Raw genomic sequence first — 22,729 nt, forward strand, 5'->3', positions numbered from 1 at the left:
CCGCTCTCCGTTCGACTTGCATGTGTTAGGCATGCCGCCAGCGTTCGTCCTGAGCCAGGATCAAACTCTCCACAAAAAATGTAGATAAGCTTGAGTCAAGCTCTTATTGATAAAATTTCTTATCGAGTTAATGCCTCTTTATAAAAGAAGTTATCAGCTCTTAAGAAGTTGTCCATCCTTCCCGCTTGCGCGGGCCGAATTGACTTTGGTTTCGCACGCTTTTGCTTACAACTGTTTGATTTTCAAGGACCACGCCTCTGCTTTACATTTCGTTATCGCAGCGGCGAACTTGATTATTATCACACAATCAATTCGTTTTTTCAACTGGTATTTAGTTCCAATTCGGTTTAGCAGTAACTCTTCGTTTATAAACTGTGTTTCAACAGCTAAAGATTTAATTGCGATGTACAAGCAGAGCAGCGAACGGCTTTGGCAGGAATAATGGATAGACAATAGGGACATTCTTTAGTAATTGGCGTTTTAGGTTCTTCTTTAAAAATCTGGAGCTCCCCGTCAAGCACAACTGCTTTTACATCGATGGTATCGTCAAAAATGACGATGTTCGCATCATAGCTTGATTTAATTTTTCCAAGTCGATCATCGAGCCCAAGAAGTTCTGACACATATGTTGAAGCCATTCGCAACGCCTCATCCATTGAAATCCCCAATTCTGTTACACAATATCTGACGGCACTGGCCATATCGAGGGCACTACCGGCAAGGGTGCCGTCTTCGGTAACACATTTACCCTTTTCGCTTATCACCGTGTAGATACCTAAATGAAAGGTTCGCTGTTTCGCACCTACCGGAGGCATCCCATCGGTGACTAAAAACAATTTACGATTACTCAACTGCTTGGCTATACGAATAGCAGTCGGGTGAACATGATAGCCGTCCGCAATGATCCCCGCGTAAATTTCTCTTCCATGAGTAAGCCAGGCACCGACTAACCCGGGTTCACGGCTTCCGAGTTGAGACATGGCATTAAACAAATGGGTAATGCATCGAATTCCCTTGGAAAAGGCACGAACGGCTTGTTCGTAAGTCGCCAGTGAGTGACCGGCCGATAAAATCACGCCGTGCTTTACCAAAAGAGCCAAATGACGGTCTTCAATCATCTCTGGAGCAATGGTCATCATACGAATCGTTTGTAAGGAGTCCCTTTCTATAAGCCTGTATAACTCCTCTTCATCGGGACGTCGAATGTACTGCTTGTCGTGAACCCCGGCTTTTTGAGGGTGAATATAGGGCCCTTCAAAATGGACCCCTAGGATGCTGTTCACTCCTTTACATACACACTCTTCCATTACATCCACAGCTTTGTTCATCTTCTCAAAAGACGTGGTAAGCAATGTGACCAACATCCTCGTTGTTCCATGACGCCTGTGGGCTTCGGCGATTTTTCTTACGGCCTGGAGTGATATATCATCGTTAAATAAATAACCACCACCGCCGTTAACTTGGATGTCGATAAACCCCGGCGCAGCGGACAACCCCATAAGGTCGTAGCTGGGTATGTTGGGCGGAATTTCAGAGGCATTTACGATAGTATCAATCTTTTTTCCACGAATGATGATCGCGGCACCGGGATGCGCTTCTTCCCCCGTATAGACTGTGCAATTCGTCAGCGCATACGTCATCGGTTTAGTGGTCACATAATTCGCTTCCTTTTTATAAAACCTAAGCCCCTTTTAGATAAAGGGGCTTAAGTGTCTAATTTTTCACTGGCCCCTCAAACCGATCCTGTCCACCAACGGGAAGATTTCTACTTTAACTTCCTGTTCACTCCTTCTGTATCTGTAATCTCGTTGGCTGATGTGAGCGCAGTAAGCCAGTCTAAATCTACCTTTTTTCTGGATAGGGTAAGATCAGAAACTACGATACCGTAGATGGGTATTTTCGGAAGTGTGACCCCATCGGGGTTCGGCCGGGTAGGATCTCCAACAGAGCCCACTGCTGAAATTACATAGGGACGACCCTGAAAAGTTCCTAGATAGATCATGGTATGCCCAGGTAGATAAAGCAATGTCCCAGGATTCAACGTTGCTAAAAGGTTGTTTCGTTTAGTCTTCTGAACTTGGGTCAGTTGTAATGTTTTCCCGGGCACTTTTTCCTGTTCATCAGTGTTGCGGGGTAGGTTGAATCCAAAACTCCGAAACACATCCATAACCAGAGAGGAACAGTCCCATGAATGAAAGAGTCCGCCCCAGCCGTACCGTTCCCCTTGCAATTTGAAAACCTGCCGGAGAATGTTTGCGCGGGTATAAGGAGGATAGCCTTCAGAAACATCAGCGCTAAAGGGAATCAGTGCTATTCGAAAGGACAGCTTTCCCGCTTTGTCCCGAACAGGAATGGAGACCTGGTAATTACCGGCCGCCGATTGATAATCCACTATTGCAGTCGCCTTCTCAGCATCCACCAGGGGTAGTTTCGTTCCCATAACCAACTCATAGTCTGAGCGCTCCGGCCAAAGAGGGTTCGGTCCTAAGGAGAGTTTGCCGCCAGTAACAACCAGAAAGCGATCCGCCTTGATATATTCAAGCCATTCATCCCTGTTTGAGGCAATGGCCAAATTCGCCGTCGGCATCCATCCAGCGTAATTGTAATATTGGACAAAAGCCCAGTCCTTTGCCTGGTTCTGGTATAGAACTAAGATCGGTTCGGCTGGTCCGATGGTCGTCTGTAGATTCCAATCATAGATTTTGTCTTCTTGTTCATCTGTAATTCGATCTGTTGTTGGATAGGCACCAAGGCTCGAGCGTTTTATCGTGAAGGCGTAGGCGACAGGATTGTTTTTCTTCATGCTTTCTAAACTCATCCGTTTCGTCGCCTTTTGGAAGTATGCCTTATTAATTGCTTTCCCTTCAACATATAGTGTATCTTCAGGCAGCGGTACGGGGGTAATTTTTTTATGTAGTTCTTCTCGGGATAGGCTTGTGGGAAAGGTCGTTAGATCAAAGACGGTATTTGGAAGCGCCGCTTGAATTTTGCCATTGAAGGCTTGGATTTGAACGGATGTCATTAAGACTCGGTCCGGGTCGAAGGTCTTGGCAACCCAGAAGTCAGCTTGCTGCATCTCGGGAAGAACATTCGGTAGAGTAAAGTTTCTTACATTAGCGGAAAGGGCATTGTTTGATTCAGCTCGAACTTGAGTAACAGGCACTACGGCTAAGGCCATCGTTAGGGCAGCCATGACAGAGGTGATAAGCTTTTTCATCGGCTTCTCTCCTTAAATAGTTGGATTTATAATACTTTTTCTTTTGGCTAACAATTCCTTCCGAGATATGAAAAAGCCGTGATTTTCGTACCACTCAGAAGCGAAACACAGGAGTGATTTGAATGAAAGAAAAGGGCTTATCTAGCTGTACCCAACGAGTTCAAGAGGCACAGCGAATCGCCGTTCTGACCGGAGCGGGAATCAGCACAGAGTCGGGGATTCCCGACTTTCGAAGTCCCAGTGGACTCTGGCGTAACCCCGAGGTGCAAGCAGCCATCACCCGGGATACCTTCTTTATCCGACCCCAACATTTCTATAGGTATTTCAAAGAATTATTTTTAGAGTGGCGAGAAGTTTCTCCCAATACAGGCCACCTTGCCTTATCAAAATTAGAACAGATGGGAAAAGTGGTAGGGATTGCGACACAAAATATCGATGGACTCCATCAGTCTGCCGGTTCTTCTCAGGTGATTGAACTGCATGGCCATTTGCGTACCGCCACTTGCCCAAAATGCAAAGCGAAAGAATCCATGGAAACGGTCAAAGCTTTGCTTAAACGAAGCGAACTACCAAAGTGTTCCTGCGGTACGATTTTGAAGCCTGATGTAGTTCTTTTTGGAGACCCACTCGACATGGACGACTGGAAAGCAGCACAAGCCTGGATGATGAAGGCCGACGTAGTCTTATGTGTTGGTACATCGCTAACCGTGACACCAGCCAACTCCTTGATTTTACGCCGCCGCTCAGATAGCACCTTAATCATCATCAACAAAGAACCAACGATGTATGATCATCTGGCTGATTTCATTTTTCACGGTATGGCAGGAACGCTGTTACCGAAACTGATTGGCTGATGGGTCGCGAACATAAAAAAATCGCAGTTTCCCTCTTCGGACTGCGATTTTTTCAGGTCATAAGTTCAATTTTTCAAGCCGGCTCCACGTTAATGCACAAGTAAATCACAATAACTTATTGAGCATCGCAAGTAATTTTTCCTTCGTGATTGGTTTAACGAGGTAGTCAATCGCCCCCGCTCGAAGGGCATCGTCGATCGTGCTTTCATGATTTCGAGCACTGCAGACTATAATTTTTGCCCCGGGGTATAAAACCTTAATTGCCTTAATAGTCTCAAACCCGTCCATATCCGGCATAGAGATATCTACGGTAGCTATATCAGGCTGTGTGCTTTTCCAGAGATTTATTGCTTCTGTACCGCTTGACGCTTCAAACAGGGTATACTCAGTTCCGTTCAGCATTTTTTTAAGTAAAAGCCTCATAAATTGGGAGTTGTCAACGATAAGAACCTTTTTAGGCATAAGACTATCACCTCACTGCTACGTACAGTACTGAATATTTTTGTGGTTGATTATTTTCCATTATAAGTTATAACGCACTAGATGGCAATTGTACTAAAGTCAACAAATTCAACTACGACAAGATCAAAAAATCGGTCTTTGAGATAAGACCGATGATAAAAAACGATTTATAAAAACTTTTGCTTTTGTGTATAAATACATTTTGTTATGGTTGAGAGTACTCGTATTTTTTCAAAAGGTTTGATGATAAAATCCATGGCACCTGCGGATATAGCCTCTTTTACCATCGTTTGTTGACCCATGGCGCTGCAAACAACGATTTTAGCTTTTGGATCTATAACTTTTATCGCTCTAATAGCACTAATCCCGTCCATCTCTGGCATGGTAATATCCATCGTTGCCAGGTCTGGACGGACAGTAGACCATGTTTTCGCGGCTTCCGCACCATTCACAGCTTCAAAAACTTGATACCCAGCTTCTTCTAGCATTTTTTTTAGTAGGGTTCGAATAAATAGTGCATCATCAACGATAAGAATTTTCTTTTTCATGATTCAACCACCCGGCTGAATAATTTAATAATTCAGCAATTTTTTAGTTAAAGTGAAGCTGACTTAATCGTACTTAGTACTCTAAGAATAATTCGGAGTTCGTTGGTCTCCCCGCTCGTCACAGGTGTAAACCCACTTTATGTTCTGAGGGACTTTTTGAGTTACGCTTTTAAGAAATCCGCTGGTAATATCTTTGATTTGATTATTATATCATAAAAACCGGCAATGCAATCTTTAATCGCCATAAGAACTAGTCTAACTACCCTGATTATACCTAGTGTCGACTAAAGTCACAATATGTCGAATGTATGAAGAGTAAAATAATATAGATTGTCAATGACGCTTTAATTCTTCGTCCTTAAAATAATCTTACTCTTTCATTAAAATCATAATCGCAAAAAACAAGGCAGGGTTTGGCCCTGCCCAGGAAATTACCGAGATTTGAAGGTTTCACAAGCGGTCTCATCAGTTGTTTTTGGTCTTTGTGTACCTCTGGATTTAACATTAATCGCGCTCGCCTTACACATTTTAGAAGCATTATGGACACATTCTTCGACTTGGCAATGAATCTCACCCATATTATCACCTCCCGCGTTAATATGGGTGGATCTGTTACTTCCTATTCAGATATGATTTTCTGATTAATAAGCAGTTTTTAATGTTTGCTTCTTACGAAGCCTCTAATCCACTACTTAGACTACTTCCCCCCTTGAGGGTATTATTAGAAAGCGCCTGAGCGGGAAGCTTGAGTGGTTTCCATTTTTTCCCTCAGTGCATAGGTTATATTGAGCCATAAACCAAAAGGGTTTTAGGGTTCAATATATAGCGATATAAGGGGGGAAATGAAATGGCTCGGATAACTCCTCGGGTACGTGTCCCTCGTGGATTCTGCATCTGCTTCCGGGTAACTCGTAATAATCGCTTGGTTACTACCGGACTATTCCGTTGCAGACGGCTTCCTTAATTACCAAAATTATCGAGTTTCAGGGCTGCTGAATTGACAGCAGCCCTGACTTCAGGGTTGTTTTACTTACCATCTCTGGCATTACCAACGCTCAATTCACGATGGGGGAACCGGACTAAAAAAGTCGTCCCCTCAGGGCTTGTGTCCACCTCGATTTTTGCGTTATGCCGTTCCGCTATACTGTAACATACAGCCAAACCTAGACCCGTACCGTCAGCCCGACTGGTAACAAAAGGCGTACCAAGTTTGGAAAAAATCTCGGGATCAATGCCTGTTCCCTGATCTAGGACGGCTAACACGACATGTTCGTTTTTTATGAATGTTTTGATGGTGAGAGTTTTTCCTGGTTCCATCGCTTCAATACCATTTCGTACTAAGTTTATTATTAATTGCTTAAGTTCTTTCTCATCGCCGAAGATTTTCGTCGAATTGTTTAACTCTAACTTTATATCCTTCTCCTCGAGAAAGGCTTTTGACTGTATTAAAGGAAAGAGATTTGTAACGATATCGTCAAGGAGCAGCGATTTTAAATTATTTGATTTACTTTTTGAGAGGGACAAAAATTCAGTAATGATATAGTTTGCTCTATCCAACTCAGCAATCATTAGGTCAAAATATTCTCGTTCCGTCTGATACTTGGTTTCTAGCAGTTGTAAGAACCCCCTTACCGTTTGTAAGGGATTGCGAATCTCATGACCTAGACCTGCAGCAAGTTGCCCAATTAAATTCATCCGCTCCAGACGCAATAATTCCGTTTCTAGTTTGTAATAATCTGTTATATCGACAAAGTTAGCTAGAAAGCACTTCTTCCCTTTTACATCTATCGTTACGCCTGAAAACAAACAAATGATTTCCTTTCCCTTCTTGCTTCGCAAAAGGACTCTTTCGTTACTTATATGTCCATTTTTATTGATTTTGTTGGTTACTTCTTCATATTCCTTCGGGTTTACATATAGGTTCAATTCTAATGGTGTACGTCCTTTTAGTTCTTTAGGTGTATACCCTAAGAGCTCTATCCATTTTTGATTTACGTCCATAAATTTTCGTTCGGGCATTTCCGCTAAGGAAACCATCGTAGGACTATAATGAAAAGCCTTAATGAAGCTTTCTTCAGATTGGCGTAACTGCTCTGTTAACTGAATATGCTCGGTGATATCTTGCGAGAATACGGTTAGCCCGTTTTTTGATGGAACCAGATGCATTTCATACCATTTATCTCGATAAGTTGATTTCCGTATAAACTTTGCCGCTTTTTGTTCTCTAATCGCTTCTTCAACTTTTGCATAAACGTCTGGATATAGGTTCTCCGGAAAGACGTCCAATAAGGAAAGCCCGATGACATCGTTCTGTGATTTAAAACGATGATTGAAATATTTATCTACAAAATTTTGATTGACATATTCAAAATGCCATTTCTCATCAATGGAATAATAGGTCTCCGATATTCCTTCAAGTATTTGTTTTGTTTTTCCCAAAGAGTCTTTCAGTTTTTGTTGTAATAGAACCTTATCGGTAACGTCTCTTCCTACGGCAAAAACTCGATTTTCGTTTACGAAAGGGATACTATTCCACTCGACCCACTTATAGCTGCCGTCTTTGCACAGTATACGGTTCGAACTATAAATTTGTCTGGATTGGTTTATATTCGATTCTAGAGTAGTAATGGCCGTATCTTTATCATCCGTGTGTATGAAATCTTTGCCGTCTTTACCGATAACCTCTTCCGTGCTATATCCAAAAATTCTTTCAACGGACGGATTGACGGTAATAATCTTCCAATCGAAATCAAAAACAATAAATATGTCTAATGATAGATTCAGAAAACGTTCCAGTTCGGACATTTTCATCGATTTGAGGAGTTGGTTGTCTTTTTTTCCCTCCAGCGAATGGCTTTGATGTTTTTGTACGCGCTCCAAGTAACGCACCCCCTAAAATGCGATTTTTGTAACCATTATCCAATGGATTTCCATGCTAAGCAAGAAAAACTTTATCCATTTTAATGGATCTTCTCGGTTTTACCCCAAGAGACTTCGTTCAGACAACGTTGCATATCGGTTGCTATACCGCCAGGTAATAACGGGACTTCTTAAAATTGGTATCACTCGGTACTTTCTTGAGTACGATAGTGAGAGCTAAAGAATGTCCAGTGGAGGTGGGGGAACTGGCGACTGAACGTCTTCTCAATATGTTTTATCAAGCAATCTCTAAAGTTCAACTAGGTTGTGATGATTACGAGGGTTACGCCGTAGCACTGGGTAAAGAGCTCCTTAGATTGGGCGTGGAAGAAGATATCGTTCGGATTTGGGCACTCAAGGAAGAATGTACACAAAGATCAGTTATTTTCTAAAAGTAAAAAACCCGCCTATTTTGAGCCAAGCACTCAATAGGCGGGTTTTCATTTCTAAATTCAAAAATTCCTCACAGCGCTCCTCAACATCGCCGGAACCATCAGACGGTGAAAGGGCCTGACCGGCAAAAAGTAAACTCGTCCTGCCCGGCCGTGAAATTGAACTACCGTAGCCACCACTGCATAGTGTACGCCGTCCCGCTCTTCCATCAAAAAGGAAAGTCGAAAGTCCAGATGCCGGTCATCTTCCCCGAGCAGGAGTTCATTTGTCCTGCGTTCATAAACCCGAAAAAAGCTGGCGCTCGTACCCGGTTCGAAGGAGAAATTTAGGGGAGTATTCACCGAAAGGTTATCCGGTACTTTAATGCCGAAAAGTTTTACTATCCGGTTGCGCCAAAGGGTAAGCTTCGTCACCCAGGAAGGAGCCGATGTAAATATTAGGCGAACAAAAGCGATGATATCCAGATCAAGCTCCTGGGGCCAAGGGATCCGATAAGCATCTCTATAATCGACACGCGGTAAGGCTTGAGCAATCAGTGCCTGTGGAGGAACTGGAATTTCTTCCACCTTCGCTTCATTCATCCTTGTGACACACCCTTGAACACTGATATCCTAGGGTTCTTAACTCGGTTTCCGGGCTCGCGCCAACAAAATTGTGACGCTCCAGTCTTTCTCTTAAAAGTTTTCTACAATCGCCGATTTCGGGCAAACTTCTGAGCATACACCGCAGGCAATACATTCATCGGTGATGACGTAGTGATTACGTCCCTTTTCGATCGCCTCAACATAGCAAGCTTCCAGACAGTTGCCACAATTAATGCACGCATCGTTGATTCTGTAATAGGCAATCTGGGTATCCTCTGTTTCCCTGGACGAATTGGATGTTTCACTTTCCATATGTAATCCATCTCCTTACGGAAAAATAATGTCGACCCGAAAAATACCTTTGCACTAGCTTTACAGGATTTTTTTCGATATCCGTCGCTCAATATCCTTTATAAGGGAAGGATCTCATTAGATCTCACCACCCCTATGCTCGATTGTTTTTTTTCTATTCAGAAATAATAATTCGGGAAATCTGATTACCCCGTCCCCAGAATGGACCACTCCGGAACAGGGTATCTCTTCAGAATAAATTCTCTTCTAAAACAATCTGCTCAATAAGGAGATCCGTGCTTTGGAAACCCATCTGGGCTACGAATATCAGCAAGCGACCAAATACCAACGGGATGCTATGCCTTCCCGTCAACTCGATATGTCGACCATGCCTGATAGTTATCGTGAATATGACGGTCCCCACATTCCCCTGCCTAAACCAAATATTCAAGAAAGCCTATCTCTTTGGGATACCTTAGCCAAACGTATGTCGATTAGGCGCTTTTCAGGGGCACCTCTAAGCCTGGAGATTTTCGGTCAGCTCCTCTGGGGCACTTATGGAGCGACAAGAGTTGCTCGCGAAAAATCTTTCTTTTTCCGCACGGCCCCTTCTGCGGGAGGTCTTTTCCCAGTGGAAATGTATGTCTCTGTCCACCGCGTCGCTAGCATTGAATCGGGCTTATACCACTATAGTGTACCACGCCATGGCCTTACTCTGCTCAAAGAAGGCAACTTTGGGAAAGAATTAGCCGAGGCGTCCCTAAGTCAAGGGATGCTGAAAAAATCAGCCGTAAATCTGATCTGGACGGCTGTTCTGCCGCGTACCTTCTGGAAATATGGAGAAAGAGGCATCCGTTATATCTATCTCGACGCGGGTCATGTGGGCCAAAATACGTACTTGGTAGCGACCGCTCTCGGTCTCGGCTGCTGCACGATAGGCGCATTTTTTGACGACGAAGTAAACCAACTTATCGGCGTAGATGGTAAGTCGGAAACGACCATTTATATGGCTTCTGTCGGGAACCCCGATTAAATCGCTGATATACAAAAGCCAGCCTCTTTACGACAGGAAAGCTGGCTTTGCGTGATTACAGGCTCATTTTTCAAATTGAACCTAGCTTGTATGTTTCATCCGTATTTTTGGCACATTATGCTCAACTGGAGGTGCTTCCGTGAACATCGCCGTCTGTTTAAAACAAGTCCCCGACACCAGTGAGGTGCGCATCAACCCGAAGACAAATACGCTCATGCGGGAGGGAATTCCGTCTATCATTAATCCTTATGATGTGCATGCCCTGGAAGAAGCCTTGACGATCCGGGACAGATTGGGCGGTCGAGTGACGGTACTGACCATGGGACCTCCGCAAGCGACTGATTCCCTACGAAAAGCCATCTCCTACGGCGCCGATCACGCCATATTGCTTACTGATCGCGCTTTCGCCGGCAGCGACACCTTAGCGACCAGCTACATCCTTGCAGGCGCATTAAACCAGTTGATGAACCGAGAGCCCCTGGATCTGATCTTATGTGGTAAACAAGCCATCGACGGTGATACGGCACAGGTGGGACCGGGGATCGCCAGTCGTTTGGGCTGGCCTCTGCTCACTTATGTAACTAAAGTTGATGGAATCGAGCCTACTAACCATGTTATTCAGGTGCAACGTAAAATCGAAGTGGGCCGGGAAGTAGTCCGCTGTCAATTGCCCGCGTTGATCACGGTGGTAAAGGAGATCAACGAAATCCGCTACGCGCCGCTTCCCGACCTAATCCGCGCCGCTCATTACCCTGTAGAAGTCTGGACGAATGCCGAATTAGGCTTGGATGCTTCCCAGTTGGGCCTTAAAGGTTCGCCGACCTGGGTTAATAAGATCGGTACGCCTCCCTTACGGGAAAAGGGGGAAGTCCTGGCTGGCAGCGATGTGGCTCCCACCGAAGCAGCACGAATCCTTGCAGACAAGCTGATTCCCCATATCGTCGTACCGAACCGCTAAGCGATAAGCATGGGTGTTACGCACCGATAGGAAGATTATAGGTTTTTGTTCATCGGGGGATGAATATTGACAGCAAAGAAAAAGAAGCAACCCAAGGCACCGCCATCAGCGTTCACCGAAAAAACGGTTCAAAGTATCACCGATAATCCGGAAAGTTCAGATACCCCAACGGCTTTATATTCTGAAAACACCACAGATAATTCGACAATGCCGGATAATAGGAGTACCAAAGCTTTCAAAGATTCCTCAAATCCCACAGACGGGTCCAAAAATTCCGTCTCGGACAGAGGCCCAGCCACTGCCCCGGAATCTTCCCCTATCGCAAAAGCTCACGAACAAATCCCGATCGAGTCGATCGAAGCACCCAAAAACCTCCCCGCCCATGGCGTCTGGGTCTATATCGAACAACTGCAAGGCGAAGTCGCCCCCGTTTCATGGGAGCTCATGGGGGTCGGGCGACAACTGGCCGATAAGCTAAACTGTCCTCTATCAGGCGTACTCCTCGGTCATGACATTCAACCCCTGACCGAGCTAGCCTTCCAATACGGCGCTGATACCCTCTATGCCATCGACGACCCTATGCTTGAACCTTACACAAACGAGTGCCATAGCATTGCCCTGGTCCAATTATGCCAAGCCCACCATCCGGAAATTCTGCTCATCGGCGCCACCACCACCGGTCGAGATCTCTCCGGTTCTGTGGCTACGGCCCTGCGGACCGGGCTGACAGCGGACTGCACCCAATTGGATGTAGACGTAGACAACCGTAAACTCCTACAGACTCGACCAGCTTTTGGCGGCAACATCCTAGCGACGATCTTATGCCGCGATCGCTGGCCTCAGATGGCGACGGTTCGACCGCGCGTTTTTCCTGAGCCGGAGAAGCAGCCACATCGCAGAGGAGCCCTGGTATGGAGCGACTTGGGTCTTGACCCGTCGAGGACAGTCATGGAAGTGGTCGATCGCATCCTTGACGAGCGCACTGAAGGCTACCTCGATGAGGCCGATATCATCATCGCCGGCGGCAGGGGAATCGGCAGCAAGGAAAATTTCCGCTACGTGGAAGAACTCGCCCAGGCGATTGGTGGTATGATCGGTGCCAGCCGCCCTGCTGTCGAATCGGGTTGGGCTCCCTACTCCCATCAGGTTGGACAAACAGGCTTCACAGTTCGTCCCAAACTGTACATCGCCGCCGGGATTTCAGGAGCCATACAGCACCTGGTCGGCATGCAGAACTCCGACGTCATCGTGGCTATTAACAAAGATCCCGATGCACCGATTTTTCGAGTCGCCACTTACGGTATTGTCGGTGACGCCGCAACTATCCTGCCTGCGCTAACTCTGGAACTAGGAGCACGCATGCACGGTGGCCCTTTGGGGAATGAACGCCAGCTTTAAGAACCGGGAGGAATCGTTCATGACGGTTCAAGAGCCGACTCAACAACAACTGAATCAGGAACGCTGGCGGGATGTCCCTTTAGAATTCGAAGCGATCGTTGTCGGGGCTGGACCCGCCGGATTAGCCGCGGCGTATACCTTGGCCAAAGGCGGCGTCAAAACCCTGCTCATCGAACGGGGAGATTTTCCCGGCAGCAAAAACGTCATGGGCGGCATTCTCTACAGCTATCCCACCCATCAAGTCATCTCAGACTTTTGGAAGGAAGCCCCCTTGGAACGCCCCATCGTGGAACAACGGGCTTGGTTGTTAGCCGAAGAATCAGTCGTCACCATCGGTTTTAAAGACCCCGGCTTTTACGAAGAACCCTACAACAACTTTAGTGTCTTTCGCTCCCGTTTCGACCGTTGGATGGCTAATAAAACCGTCGAGGCCGGAGCGACTTTGATCACGGAAACAGTAGTCACCGACTTTTTGTTTGAGGAACGTGCGGACCGGCGGAAGGTTGCCGGGGTCGTCACGAACCGGGACCACGGAGAGATCCGCGCCCAGGTAGTCTTAATCTGCGAAGGCGCTAACAGTATCCTCACTCAGCGTCTTGGACTACAAGAGGATTTGTCTCCCGGTGACTTAGCCGTAGGGGTGAAAGAAGTCATCGCCTTACCGAAAGGCGCAATCGAAGACCGGTTCAACGTAGAAAAAGGGCAAGGGGTAACCATCGAGTTGATCGGTGAGTCAACACAGGGCATGTTCGGCATGGGATGGATCTACACCAACAAGGATACCTTGTCCATCGGTGTAGGTGTCATGATCAATCAATTGTCCCGTTCGGGCATGAATCCAAACACGGTGTTAGAAAAAATGAAACAACATCCCGCCGTTCGCCCCTTGCTGACCGGTGGCGAAACCAAGGAGTATCTCGCCAAAATCATTCCCGAAGGCGGCTATCATCAGGTACCCAAGCTCTATGATCACGGGGTCTTGATCTGCGGTGACGCCGCTATGCTGGTCAACGGTGTACACCGGGAGGGTTCCAATTTAGCGATGACCTCAGGCAAGCTGGCTGCTGAAACCGTCATCGAAGCGAAAAAAAAGGGCGACTTTTCCTCAGTCACCCTAAAAGCCTACCACGATCGACTCCAAGACAGTTTCGTTCTAAAAGACTTGAAGAAGTACGAAAACGCCTCTGCACTGTTCCAGTCAAATCCTCATTTCTTTACCCTGTACCCGAAGCTCGCCCGGTACTCGGCGAGAGAACTTTTCACCGTCGATAACGTGTCCAAGAAGGATAAGCAGAAAAAAATCTGGCACGAGGTTACTTCTCGGCGGGGAATATGGAATATCGCCGGTGACATGTATCGATTATGGCGAACCCTGGGGTAAAGAAAAAATGAGAGGAAAGGTTCGATTAAAGCTCCGAATCCGTCGTAACCCTAATGATCTTGATTGAGGTACACAAGAACGATGCATACCTTAGAAGACAAGCTCTTTCTCGTTCGCTTTCAACCGGATGATCACAGCCATATCCATATCAATAACAAAGAGCTATGCCAGCATGATTGTCCCGATAAGCCTTGCACTTATATCTGTCCGGCGAAAGTGTATGAGTGGAACGAGGAAGTCAAAGCGATCAACGTAGGCTATGAAGGTTGCCTGGAATGCGGCACTTGCCGTTATGGATGCCCGCGCGATAACATCCACTGGGTTAATCCGCGAGGTGGCTTTGGAGTGATGTACAAGTTTGGATGATCAATCAATTTCTGTCCACATATTCAAAAGTCTATACACAGTTAAAGGGGACTCCGACTAAAAATTATGTTTCGGCTTAGACGAAAGCCCGCTGCATAAAGTTCACGCAGCGGGCTTTTGTATTCGTGGTCGTCAAATAGCCTGGGATTGTCTGATCTCGTTATCCGTTAATACCTTGATTAGATCGAGTATCACGACCATTTTGTCAGATGTTTTTCCAATTCCTTTTATGTATTTGTCACAATTGCTACTTATACTGTTGGGTACGGGCTCAATCTCCTCGTCCTTAAGCTTAAATATGTCGGTAACCTCATCAACGATAAACCCGACGATGGTCCCGTTATGATTTAGAACAATAATTTTGCTATCTTCATCGATACTCTCGTGATCATACTGGAATTTCTTCTTTAAACTAAATAGAGGGATCGCCTTTCCCCGTAAATTGATAAAGCCTTCTAACCCTCTGGTTGCGTTCGGGATTTTAACGACATTGAAATTTTTGAATTTTACGATCCCATTAACCATCGTGATATCTATCGCATATTCTTCTCCACATAATTCAAAAGTAACTAACTGAACAATCGCCATATCCTTTCACCCCTTCTCGAACATCTTTCTTGCATCATTTAGAAGCTAGATTTTCTAAGGTATCCGAAAGTCCTGCGATATCTTGAAGACTGGCACTGACCTCTTCTATTGCTGAAGCTTGCTGTTGGGTCGCAGTGGTCGTCGAATCTCCCATCTTAACCGTATGGGCGACGGAATTTTTGATTTCTTGGGTAAACTCTTTAATCTTGTTTACAGTTTGTTTTGAGTCGCTCGAAAGTTTACGAATCTCTTGGGCGACGACGCCGAAACCAAGACCTGCATCTCCCGCTTTGGCCGCTTCGATGGCAGCGTTTAAACCTAAAAGTCTCGTTTCGTCTGCAATTTCTTTAATGAAATCGATAACATCATTAATTTTTCCCGTCAAAGTGCTTACATTTTGAATCTCGTTGTTGAGTTTGTTTTGATTCTCGTTCACTTCATTTGCAGAGGCAGCCATTTGCTCCATGGTAGCTGACATCTGAGTGATATTCTCATTGAGGATCCTCGCTACTCCACCGAGCTTATGCTGGTCGTACCAGGATCTAGTGATGTTATTGGCCACAGTCCATAGCACGTTCGCCGCCGCTTCGATTCTTTCCATCTCCAATGTTTTTACGTCTTTAACTGCACCTATGTACTCTTGAGAATTGACACCGATTTCCTTTGCGATTCTATCGTACTTATCCAATTCTGGCGTATGGGTTAAAATCTGTCCGCCGAGGATCGTTCCAATTTGCCGTCCTTCCAGCATGATCGGAACGGCAAAATCGATTAATCCTGCGTGGCATTCATAGATATAAGGTTTTCCTGTTCTCGCCGCCTCTTCCCCCCCTTTTCGGTGAGATTCAGCACATCGTCGATCACCGATCTCAGTGGAATGCGTAAAATCCATACAAAACTTAGTGTATCTACTCGGATTTGTTACCGGGTTACCGTCTAAATCGACAGTGACACTCGCTAAACCGAGTCCAATAGCAAAATCATCCTGAAATTTTTGTAAAAACTCGATATTGATCACATCGGTCAGTTTTACCTTGCTTAAATCGAGAAGATCCTCGGCTGCATATTTCCTTGCGTCCATTTCCTTGCCCCTCTCAAGTTTAATATTTCAGATAAATACAACCTTGTTCATGATAACACAAGCAACATGGTCTATAGTTCGACAATTTATGTTTAATTCCTTTTGAAGTATAATTTTTTTATGTATATCTAGCTTAGCAAACCCTTTATATGTAAAGCAATGAAATAAGACCAATCGTTCGACAGTGAATTGGGGACGGTTGGTCCTTTTCATGAATACGATGTCGAATCATATTTACCCCTTGACCAAAGATACTCCCAATACTATATTAACATCATGAATATAAACATTGGGAATATCGCGAATCTTACATCCCTATCCAATTAAGGAGGTTGGCCCTTGAAAGGTCAAGATGTGATCCTTGGTGTTCTCTTGGAAGCCCCTATGTCCGGATATGACATCAAACACTATTTTGAGAAGCACTTTCCGGATATGTTCGTTGCTTCCTTTGGCACGATTTATCCCACATTAAACCGTATGGAGAAAGAAGGTTTGATCGAAAAAGAGATCGTCCTCCAGGAGGGGAAACCAAACAAGAACATCTACCATATCACCGAGATAGGTAAAGAAGCCTTTCATGCCTACATACAGAGTCCCATTGAACCGAAAACCATCAAGTATGATTTTATGATGCGGCTGGTCTTCGGCAGATACGTATCTCAACAGCAACTCCTCGAGTGGCTTAAGCAAGAATTACACCAATTAAAAGAAGACTTGGTAAAACTGCGAAGCCAAGACGAAGATCCCTGTGACTGTTACTGCGACTGTCAAAAGCTTGCCCTCCGATTCGGGATAGCGATTCAACAAGCTGGTGTCACGGAATTGGAGAACATCATCGATGAGTTCGAAAACTTCGGTCAAAAGGAAACGGCATTTTAACCCTAGGAAGGAGACATCATGGCGAATCAACATACGCTTCGAAAAGCCGCCCTCATTCTTTCGTTCTCAATGCTTTTGACAGCTTGCGGGAAAGACAAGGCTTCTGAAAACAATGCCCGCAGTGTCGAAGTGATTACGGCGGCCATGAACACACAGCATTTAAACAGCGAATTTTCCGGAACGCTGCAAGGCCTCGAAGAAGCCACATTGTCCTTTGAGGTAGGCGGCCGTATTGCGTCCACCCTGGTCAAAGAAGGTGACAGCCTTTCCACAGGAACCGTCTTGGCGCAGATCGATCCCTCCGATTACGCCCTAGATTTAGACGCTGCATCAGCTGCGGCGTCCCAATCAAGCGCCAACTTGCGGCAAATCGAAAACGGGGCGACGAGCTATGAAATCAATCAGGCTCAAGCCACCATGGAAAAAGCCAGGGCCAACTTGGATCGGGTCAAAACTGATTTTGATCGTTACAAGGTCCTCTACGAGAGCAGTGCCCTATCGAAAAAAGACTTTGAGAGTGCCCAAACCCAGTTGACCGTCGCTGAAAACGATTTTACCTATGCCGAACAGGTCTATCAGAACGTCCTCCATGGCGCTCGTGACGAAGTGCGGGACCAGACACAAGCGGTCTATGAGCAGTCCCTCTCCCGCCAGAAAAAAGCTGCTTTGACCTTAGACAAGACACGACTGAAAGCCCCCTTTTCTGGTACGGTTATCGCCAAACTAACTAATGCCGGTCAACTGGTTAACGCGGGAACAGCCGTTTACAAGATCGCCTCCATCGGTACCTTAAAAGTCGTCATCCCCGTTCCTGATCGGGAAATCGCTAATTGGCAAAAGGGAGACACCGTCACCGTTGACCTGTACGGTCAAAAACGAGATGGTCAAATCAAGTACATATACCCCTCAGCCAGCCAAAGCACAGGAACTGTAGGCGTCGAAATTTGGATGGATAATCCAAACCACGACTGGTTGTCCGGTCAGGTCGTCCACGTCTACCATAAGGCCAAAGAAAAAGAAGCCCTTTGGGCTCCCGTTCGTTCCGTCGTTCGTCGCGGTGCGGAGAAACCCTATCTTTTTGTCCTCCATGAAGGCCATGCGGTCAAACGCCTCGTCGATATCGGTGACCTGATCAACGACCAGTTGGAGATTAAGTCAGGGCTTCAACCGGGTGAACAGATCATCACCAGTAGTGTTGAGCGCCTTTTCGATGGCGATGCCGTCACCCCACTCGATCAACCTTCCTCCGAATCCACCCCCTCCAGCGGCGGAGGCCAAGAAGGATGATCGAATACGTCGTAAAGAAACGCAAAATCACCTTGCTTTTTTTCGTCATGATCACCCTGCTCGGGCTCTTTAGCTTTTGGGGATTGCCGAAACAAGAACAGCCCGATATCGTAGTCCGCACAGCTTCCGTCACGACCATTTATCCTGGGGCTATGCCCTCCAAGGTGGAACAGGCGGTCACCCGAAAGATCGAGGAGCAAATCAAAGAGATTCAGGGACTGAAATCGATCACCTCTACATCTAGCCTAGGCGTCTCTTCCATCATCGTGGAATGTAAAGATGACGTAGAACCGGAAAGTCGCTGGGAAGAGCTGCGGAAAAAAGTAAAAGATGCCGAAAAAGATTTGCCTGAGGACTGTAAACAACCGGTCATCAACGATAACCTAAACCGAACTTTTATCATGACCTTCAATATCTCCGCCGACCGGCATGAAGACCTCTATTCCCTGCGCGAGATGATTCAAAACTGGAAAGACCAACTTCGAACGATTCCGAACGTGTCCAATGTGACTGTCACCGGGTTGCCAGATGAGGAAGTTCGGGTGACTGTAGACAGCCAAAAACTGCGCAACTTTGGCTTGTCCTGGGGACAGGTGTTAAACGCAGTCAAGCAATTAAACGAAAAAGCCCCCCTCGGCGATATTCAAGGCAACGAACGAACCTATGAATTATCCTTGCGAGAGGTCAACGATGTAGCTGAGTTCGGACGTTCTCTCATCGCACGAACTCCAGAGGGAACTCCCGTATATTTAAATGACCTCGGCAAGGTGGAACTGACGACCAAACCGGTGGAGGTATACGCCTATCACAACGGCCGCCCGGCTATCAGCATCAGCGTCAGTCCGGAAACCGGCAGCGACATCCCTTCGGTGCAAAAAAATATCAACAAGACCATGGCTTATCTGAAAACAACCTTGCCCAACTGGGCCAGCATCGATCTGGTCTATGAACAAAATGAACGCATCGACGAACTCTTTTCCGACCTTACCCGGGAAACATTGATTGCCATCGCCGCCGTCGTTCTCGTCTGCACTTTAGGCTTAAACCTGACCACTTCCTTCGTGGTGATGATGGCACTGCCCATCTCTCTCGCTGTCGGTTTGATTCCCTTGAGCAGCTTCGGCGTCACCTTGAATCAAATCTCCGTCATCGCTTTGATCATCGTTCTCGGTATTCTCGTCGATGATGCTGTCGTCGTCAATGACAACATCGAGCGCCGTCTCACCGTCCTCGGCGAAACGCCAACGGAAGCTGCCGTTCGAGGCAGCAAGGAAGTCGCCATTTCGATCTTAACGGCCACCTTAGCCACGATTTGCGCCTTCGCGCCGCTTGCCTTACTGGACGGAAACGTCGGCTCTTTCATTAAGCCCATCCCCATCATTATCACCCTATCCATGCTGGCTTCCATGGTCATGTCCCTATCGGTCATCCCCATCTTTCGGGAATGGCGGGAAAGCCGTCGTCAAAGCAGCCATGCTCCCCAACGCGACTCTGAAGAGAACTTCTATCGGAAACCGGCTGGTTTACTGGGACCGCAAATCCAGCGGTTGACCGCTTATTATGCAGGCACGTTGATGCCGAAGATGCTTCGGCATCCACTTCGCACCGGCATGATCGGAGTCGCTATCGCCCTTGTCGGCTATGCCTTAATCCCCCTGACGCCGATCCAACTGTTCCCAACGGCTGACCGAGCAGAAATGCTCGTCAATGTGCGCACACCTGTCGGTACGAGCATTACGGAAACAGCCCATACCGTCAACGAAGTGTGTAAATGGCTCAATGAACAGCCTGGAGTGACCATGACAGCAGGTTATGCTGGGCAGTTCGCGCCAAAAATGTTCAGCGGCGATACGGGCTTAGGATCGGCCGACAATATCGGCCAAATCGTCGTCAAAGTCGATAAGAAGAAATTGCCTACAGAGAAAGCCGTCGCCTTATGGGATAAGGAATTGGCCCAGCGTTTTCCCCAAGCGACGATCATCCCCAAAGAGTTGCAAGGCGGCCCCCCGGTGGGAAGTCCGATCGTCGTCCGTATCTTCGGGAGCGACGTGGAAAAACTGCGCGGCCTTTCCCAGCAAGTCCAGGACATCATCAAAGATATGCCAGGCACCTTTGACATTAATGACTCTTTCGGGGTAGACAAGTACGCCCTCAACATTCAAATTCGCAAGGACATGATGGATGCCCTGCAGGTAAACGAGGCCGATTTATCACGAACACTTCGCCTCGTCAGCGAAGGTTTATCGGTCAGTAAGTATGATACGGGACGCGATCTGATCGATATCACTCTCTACAGCGAAGCTCAACAGGTAGATCCCTTGACGGCCATTCATCGCTTAACCGTCCCTAACTCCCGAGGCGAACAGATCCCCCTCTATCAATTGGCTGATATCAAGCCTGGCTTTTCCATCTCTTCGATTCCCCACCGTGACCTCTCCCGCGTTGTTACCGTCTCATCGGACTTAAAAGGCCGAACAGCCACAGAGGCGATCAAGGAATTGAAGCCCAAGCTGGAGTCCCTTCACCTTCCCGACGGATACCGCTATGAGATCGGCGGAGAGACTTCCGATCAAAGCGATGTCTTCGTCGATATGGGCCGACTGTCTATCGTCGTTGTCTTCCTAATCATTACTTTGATTGCCATGCAGTTCTATTCCCTCTCGATTCCCTTCTTGGTCTTGAGCACCATCTTCCTCGCTTTTGCTGGTAGCCTGATCGGGTTGTTCATTACGCGGACACCGCTCGGATTTATGACTATGATGGGCGCCATCTGCCTCGCTGGTATCGTCGTTCGAAACGGCATCATCCTCGTCGAGTTTATCGAAGAAGCCCGGCACGGCGGACAAGAGCTAATCCCCGCGGTGATCTCGGCAGGCGAAGCACGGCTGCGGCCTATTTTGCTCACCTCCGGGACGGCCATCGCCGGCTTGCTTCCTCTCGCTGTATCGGGCGACGTGCTCTTTCAGCCTATGGCCGTGACGATTATCTCTGGCCTGTTCTTTTCGACGATGCTCACCTTAGTCATCGTCCCCTGCTTCTACACGGTTTTGGCCTCGTTTAAAAAGAATCGTTTGGGCAAAGTCTCCTCCTAGTCATTTCTTTTATCAATGAAAAAACCTACTGCCCTTAAAATGGCAGTAGGTTTTTTATATCCCTGAACAGAAAGCTCCCGTAAGAGTTCCTTTATGGGTTATTTCGTTTTCTTTCGGTTCAAATATTTTGCCTTCAAGGTATCCCCCACGCGGCCGTTCGATTTCTGTGCCTCCAGTAGATATAAGGTGACACTTCCCTGATAGGGGAGCTTGTCGCCAAACAAAGCATATTCCATGCATGTCCGGATCAAGTTGATCGTACAATCGTCATCATGGTTATCTCGGCAGTCCTTGCATTGCTGTAGTACCATAGCCAACGTCTCGATCATATCGTCTTCAGAATATGTTTTTAAATCGTGGTTGGGGATCATGGCCATACCTTGGCGGATCGTCGTCACTTTCTTGGTCAAGACATAGCTGGCAACTTTTTTGGCGAAAAAAATCAGGCATTTATTCTTTTCACAGTTCGAACATACTTCTCCATCTAAACAGAGGTTATTTAGCTTCTCGTGGATCTCCTGCAAATTGATTTCGTTCTCCGCTATCATCTCCATATCGCTCCTTACATCGGATTCATGAACGAGCAGACTATTGGAACAGAAGACAGGTTCCAGTTCAGAAGAAACCAGTAAAAATCCGAGAATTAGCTGTTCAGAAAATCGGCAAATTCGTCTTCTTCGACCGTCCCCGGCAATTTCTCTGCCTGTATTATGAAGGGATCCAGGCCCACTCTACCGATGGTATTACATAGGCGTTCATGATCTTCGGCTAGTTTCCGGTATGTATCAAGCACATGATCTAAGACGACGAAGATGGACTCTTTGGGAATATTCACGTAAGCCTTTTGTCCATGTTGAGGACGACGGCTGCCGCCGCGGCCGCCTAGAAATACTTCGACAGTCTTTGGCCCCGTAGCGATGACGCCGAAATCGGCACAATGAGGATCGGTGCATCCCCGGTGGCAACCGGCCACACTGATTTTGAAATCATGGGGCGTTGGCTGGTTCATATACTGCTGTTGAATTTCTACGGCTAGTTCAAAGACGTTGCCTAGACTGCGATGACAGAGTTCGCCATTTCCTGGGCAACCTTTCACGTTCCGCACCACATCTCCAAAAACACCGACATCTAGCCCCAGGTTTCGTATGCCGGCAACAAAACGGTCAAAAGCTTCCTCTGGGATCAATACGACCATCGTTTGCCGGGTCGTCAGTTTGCTCCCTAAGGCTCCTACCTCGGGGAGCAATTTTCCCAATCCGCAAAGTTGCTCTGGCGTGATAAACCCGCAGGGCGTCACAATCCCGACACCTAACACACCATTTCGTTGCTTAAATATGGCCTTTCCCACAGTTGGAACTCCTTTCTATGCCTGAAATCAATCACTCTTTCTCTATAAAA

The 22,729-nt window shown here is 46.7% G+C and carries 22 protein-coding genes and 1 rRNA gene; 10 read left to right on the forward strand and 13 right to left on the reverse strand.

The genetic code is table 11. The annotated features are described in order from the left end of the window. From H1S01_RS13905 to H1S01_RS13915, 3 genes are all read right to left on the reverse strand, one after another. Positions 1-76 (reverse strand): 16S ribosomal RNA (locus H1S01_RS13905); the annotation flags it as partial. 310 nt (positions 77-386) lie between these two features. Continuing rightward, positions 387-1,655, reverse strand: coding sequence for an N-acetylglucosamine-6-phosphate deacetylase (gene nagA, locus H1S01_RS13910; protein WP_188041040.1), 1,269 nt, complete (start codon positions 1,653-1,655; stop codon positions 387-389). Positions 1,656-1,765: 110 nt separating this feature from the next. Next, positions 1,766-3,217, reverse strand: coding sequence for an NlpC/P60 family protein (locus H1S01_RS13915; RefSeq protein WP_188041041.1), 1,452 nt, complete (start codon positions 3,215-3,217; stop codon positions 1,766-1,768). A gap of 122 nt (positions 3,218-3,339) precedes the next feature. Between H1S01_RS13915 and H1S01_RS13920 the strand changes: the two genes are divergently transcribed. After that, positions 3,340-4,071 carry an SIR2 family NAD-dependent protein deacylase gene (locus H1S01_RS13920; protein WP_188041042.1) on the forward strand — a complete coding sequence of 244 codons (732 nt, stop codon included), beginning with the start codon at positions 3,340-3,342 and terminating at the stop codon, positions 4,069-4,071. Between the two features lie 105 nt (positions 4,072-4,176). Here the strand turns inward: H1S01_RS13920 and H1S01_RS13925 are convergent, their stop codons facing one another. The 4 genes from H1S01_RS13925 to H1S01_RS13940 all read right to left on the reverse strand — a co-directional run bounded on the left by H1S01_RS13925 (position 4,177) and on the right by H1S01_RS13940 (position 7,961). After that, the gene (locus tag H1S01_RS13925) at positions 4,177-4,533 is read right to left on the reverse strand and encodes a response regulator (RefSeq protein WP_188041043.1); all 357 of its coding nucleotides are present in this window, start codon (positions 4,531-4,533) and stop codon (positions 4,177-4,179) included. A gap of 167 nt (positions 4,534-4,700) precedes the next feature. Then, a complete protein-coding gene (locus tag H1S01_RS13930) occupies positions 4,701-5,081 on the reverse strand; it encodes a response regulator (protein WP_188041044.1) in 381 nt (126 codons plus the stop codon). A 431-nt stretch (positions 5,082-5,512) separates the two neighbouring features. After that, positions 5,513-5,659: a DUF1540 domain-containing protein gene (locus H1S01_RS13935; protein ID WP_155476864.1), complete on the reverse strand. Its 147-nt coding sequence runs from the start codon at positions 5,657-5,659 to the stop codon at positions 5,513-5,515. 448 nt (positions 5,660-6,107) lie between these two features. Next, on the reverse strand, positions 6,108-7,961 hold the full coding sequence (locus tag H1S01_RS13940; RefSeq protein WP_188041045.1) for a PAS domain S-box protein: 1,854 nt from the start codon (positions 7,959-7,961) through the stop codon (positions 6,108-6,110). A 236-nt stretch (positions 7,962-8,197) separates the two neighbouring features. Between H1S01_RS13940 and H1S01_RS13945 the strand changes: the two genes are divergently transcribed. Beyond that, positions 8,198-8,392: a hypothetical protein gene (locus tag H1S01_RS13945; RefSeq protein ID WP_188041046.1), complete on the forward strand. Its 195-nt coding sequence runs from the start codon at positions 8,198-8,200 to the stop codon at positions 8,390-8,392. Between the two features lie 60 nt (positions 8,393-8,452). Here the strand turns inward: H1S01_RS13945 and H1S01_RS13950 are convergent, their stop codons facing one another. Next, positions 8,453-8,974 carry a DUF2867 domain-containing protein gene (locus H1S01_RS13950; protein ID WP_188041047.1) on the reverse strand — a complete coding sequence of 174 codons (522 nt, stop codon included), beginning with the start codon at positions 8,972-8,974 and terminating at the stop codon, positions 8,453-8,455. A gap of 93 nt (positions 8,975-9,067) precedes the next feature. Beyond that, positions 9,068-9,289: a 4Fe-4S binding protein gene (locus H1S01_RS13955; RefSeq protein ID WP_188041048.1), complete on the reverse strand. Its 222-nt coding sequence runs from the start codon at positions 9,287-9,289 to the stop codon at positions 9,068-9,070. A gap of 280 nt (positions 9,290-9,569) precedes the next feature. Between H1S01_RS13955 and H1S01_RS13960 the strand changes: the two genes are divergently transcribed. The 5 genes from H1S01_RS13960 (at position 9,570) to H1S01_RS13980 (ending at position 14,404) form a co-directional block, all read left to right on the forward strand. After that, positions 9,570-10,301: a SagB/ThcOx family dehydrogenase gene (locus tag H1S01_RS13960; RefSeq protein ID WP_188041049.1), complete on the forward strand. Its 732-nt coding sequence runs from the start codon at positions 9,570-9,572 to the stop codon at positions 10,299-10,301. Positions 10,302-10,440: 139 nt separating this feature from the next. Beyond that, positions 10,441-11,259, forward strand: coding sequence for an electron transfer flavoprotein subunit beta/FixA family protein (locus tag H1S01_RS13965; RefSeq protein ID WP_188041050.1), 819 nt, complete (start codon positions 10,441-10,443; stop codon positions 11,257-11,259). A gap of 66 nt (positions 11,260-11,325) precedes the next feature. After that, on the forward strand, positions 11,326-12,657 hold the full coding sequence (locus H1S01_RS13970; protein ID WP_207732341.1) for an electron transfer flavoprotein subunit alpha/FixB family protein: 1,332 nt from the start codon (positions 11,326-11,328) through the stop codon (positions 12,655-12,657). Between the two features lie 19 nt (positions 12,658-12,676). Continuing rightward, positions 12,677-14,038, forward strand: a complete 1,362-nt coding sequence (locus tag H1S01_RS13975; RefSeq protein WP_188041051.1) for an FAD-dependent oxidoreductase — start codon at positions 12,677-12,679, stop codon at positions 14,036-14,038. An 81-nt stretch (positions 14,039-14,119) separates the two neighbouring features. Beyond that, complete coding sequence (locus H1S01_RS13980) at positions 14,120-14,404, forward strand: ferredoxin family protein (RefSeq protein ID WP_188041052.1); 285 nt, start codon at positions 14,120-14,122, stop codon at positions 14,402-14,404. Between the two features lie 132 nt (positions 14,405-14,536). Here the strand turns inward: H1S01_RS13980 and H1S01_RS13985 are convergent, their stop codons facing one another. Both H1S01_RS13985 and H1S01_RS13990 read right to left on the reverse strand, forming a co-directional pair. Further along, entirely contained in the window at positions 14,537-14,992 is a 456-nt protein-coding gene (locus H1S01_RS13985) for a chemotaxis protein CheW (RefSeq protein ID WP_188041053.1), read from the reverse strand. Positions 14,993-15,026: 34 nt separating this feature from the next. Beyond that, positions 15,027-16,073 carry a PocR ligand-binding domain-containing protein gene (locus H1S01_RS13990; protein ID WP_188041054.1) on the reverse strand — a complete coding sequence of 349 codons (1,047 nt, stop codon included), beginning with the start codon at positions 16,071-16,073 and terminating at the stop codon, positions 15,027-15,029. 339 nt (positions 16,074-16,412) lie between these two features. Here H1S01_RS13990 and H1S01_RS13995 point away from each other — a divergent pair, with 339 nt between their 5' ends. The 3 genes from H1S01_RS13995 to H1S01_RS14005 are packed head-to-tail and all read left to right on the forward strand — an operon-like array spanning position 16,413 to position 21,331. Continuing rightward, positions 16,413-16,952, forward strand: a complete 540-nt coding sequence (locus H1S01_RS13995; protein ID WP_188041055.1) for a PadR family transcriptional regulator — start codon at positions 16,413-16,415, stop codon at positions 16,950-16,952. 18 nt (positions 16,953-16,970) lie between these two features. Continuing rightward, positions 16,971-18,239, forward strand: coding sequence for an efflux RND transporter periplasmic adaptor subunit (locus tag H1S01_RS14000; protein ID WP_188041056.1), 1,269 nt, complete (start codon positions 16,971-16,973; stop codon positions 18,237-18,239). Beyond that, entirely contained in the window at positions 18,236-21,331 is a 3,096-nt protein-coding gene (locus H1S01_RS14005; RefSeq protein WP_188041057.1) for an efflux RND transporter permease subunit, read from the forward strand. Before H1S01_RS14000 ends, H1S01_RS14005 begins: the two co-directional genes overlap by 4 nt. A gap of 98 nt (positions 21,332-21,429) precedes the next feature. Here H1S01_RS14005 and H1S01_RS14010 read toward each other — a convergent pair whose 3' ends face one another. Together H1S01_RS14010 and H1S01_RS14015 are read right to left on the reverse strand one after the other, a co-directional pair. After that, positions 21,430-21,879: a hypothetical protein gene (locus tag H1S01_RS14010; protein ID WP_188041058.1), complete on the reverse strand. Its 450-nt coding sequence runs from the start codon at positions 21,877-21,879 to the stop codon at positions 21,430-21,432. 95 nt (positions 21,880-21,974) lie between these two features. Beyond that, positions 21,975-22,679, reverse strand: a complete 705-nt coding sequence (locus H1S01_RS14015; RefSeq protein WP_188041059.1) for a nitrite reductase — start codon at positions 22,677-22,679, stop codon at positions 21,975-21,977. Positions 22,680-22,729 lie beyond the last annotated feature (50 nt).

The sequence above is a fragment of the Heliobacterium chlorum genome (assembly GCF_014502795.1).
In the GTDB taxonomy this organism is placed as follows: Bacteria; Bacillota; Desulfitobacteriia; order Heliobacteriales; family Heliobacteriaceae; genus Heliobacterium; species Heliobacterium chlorum.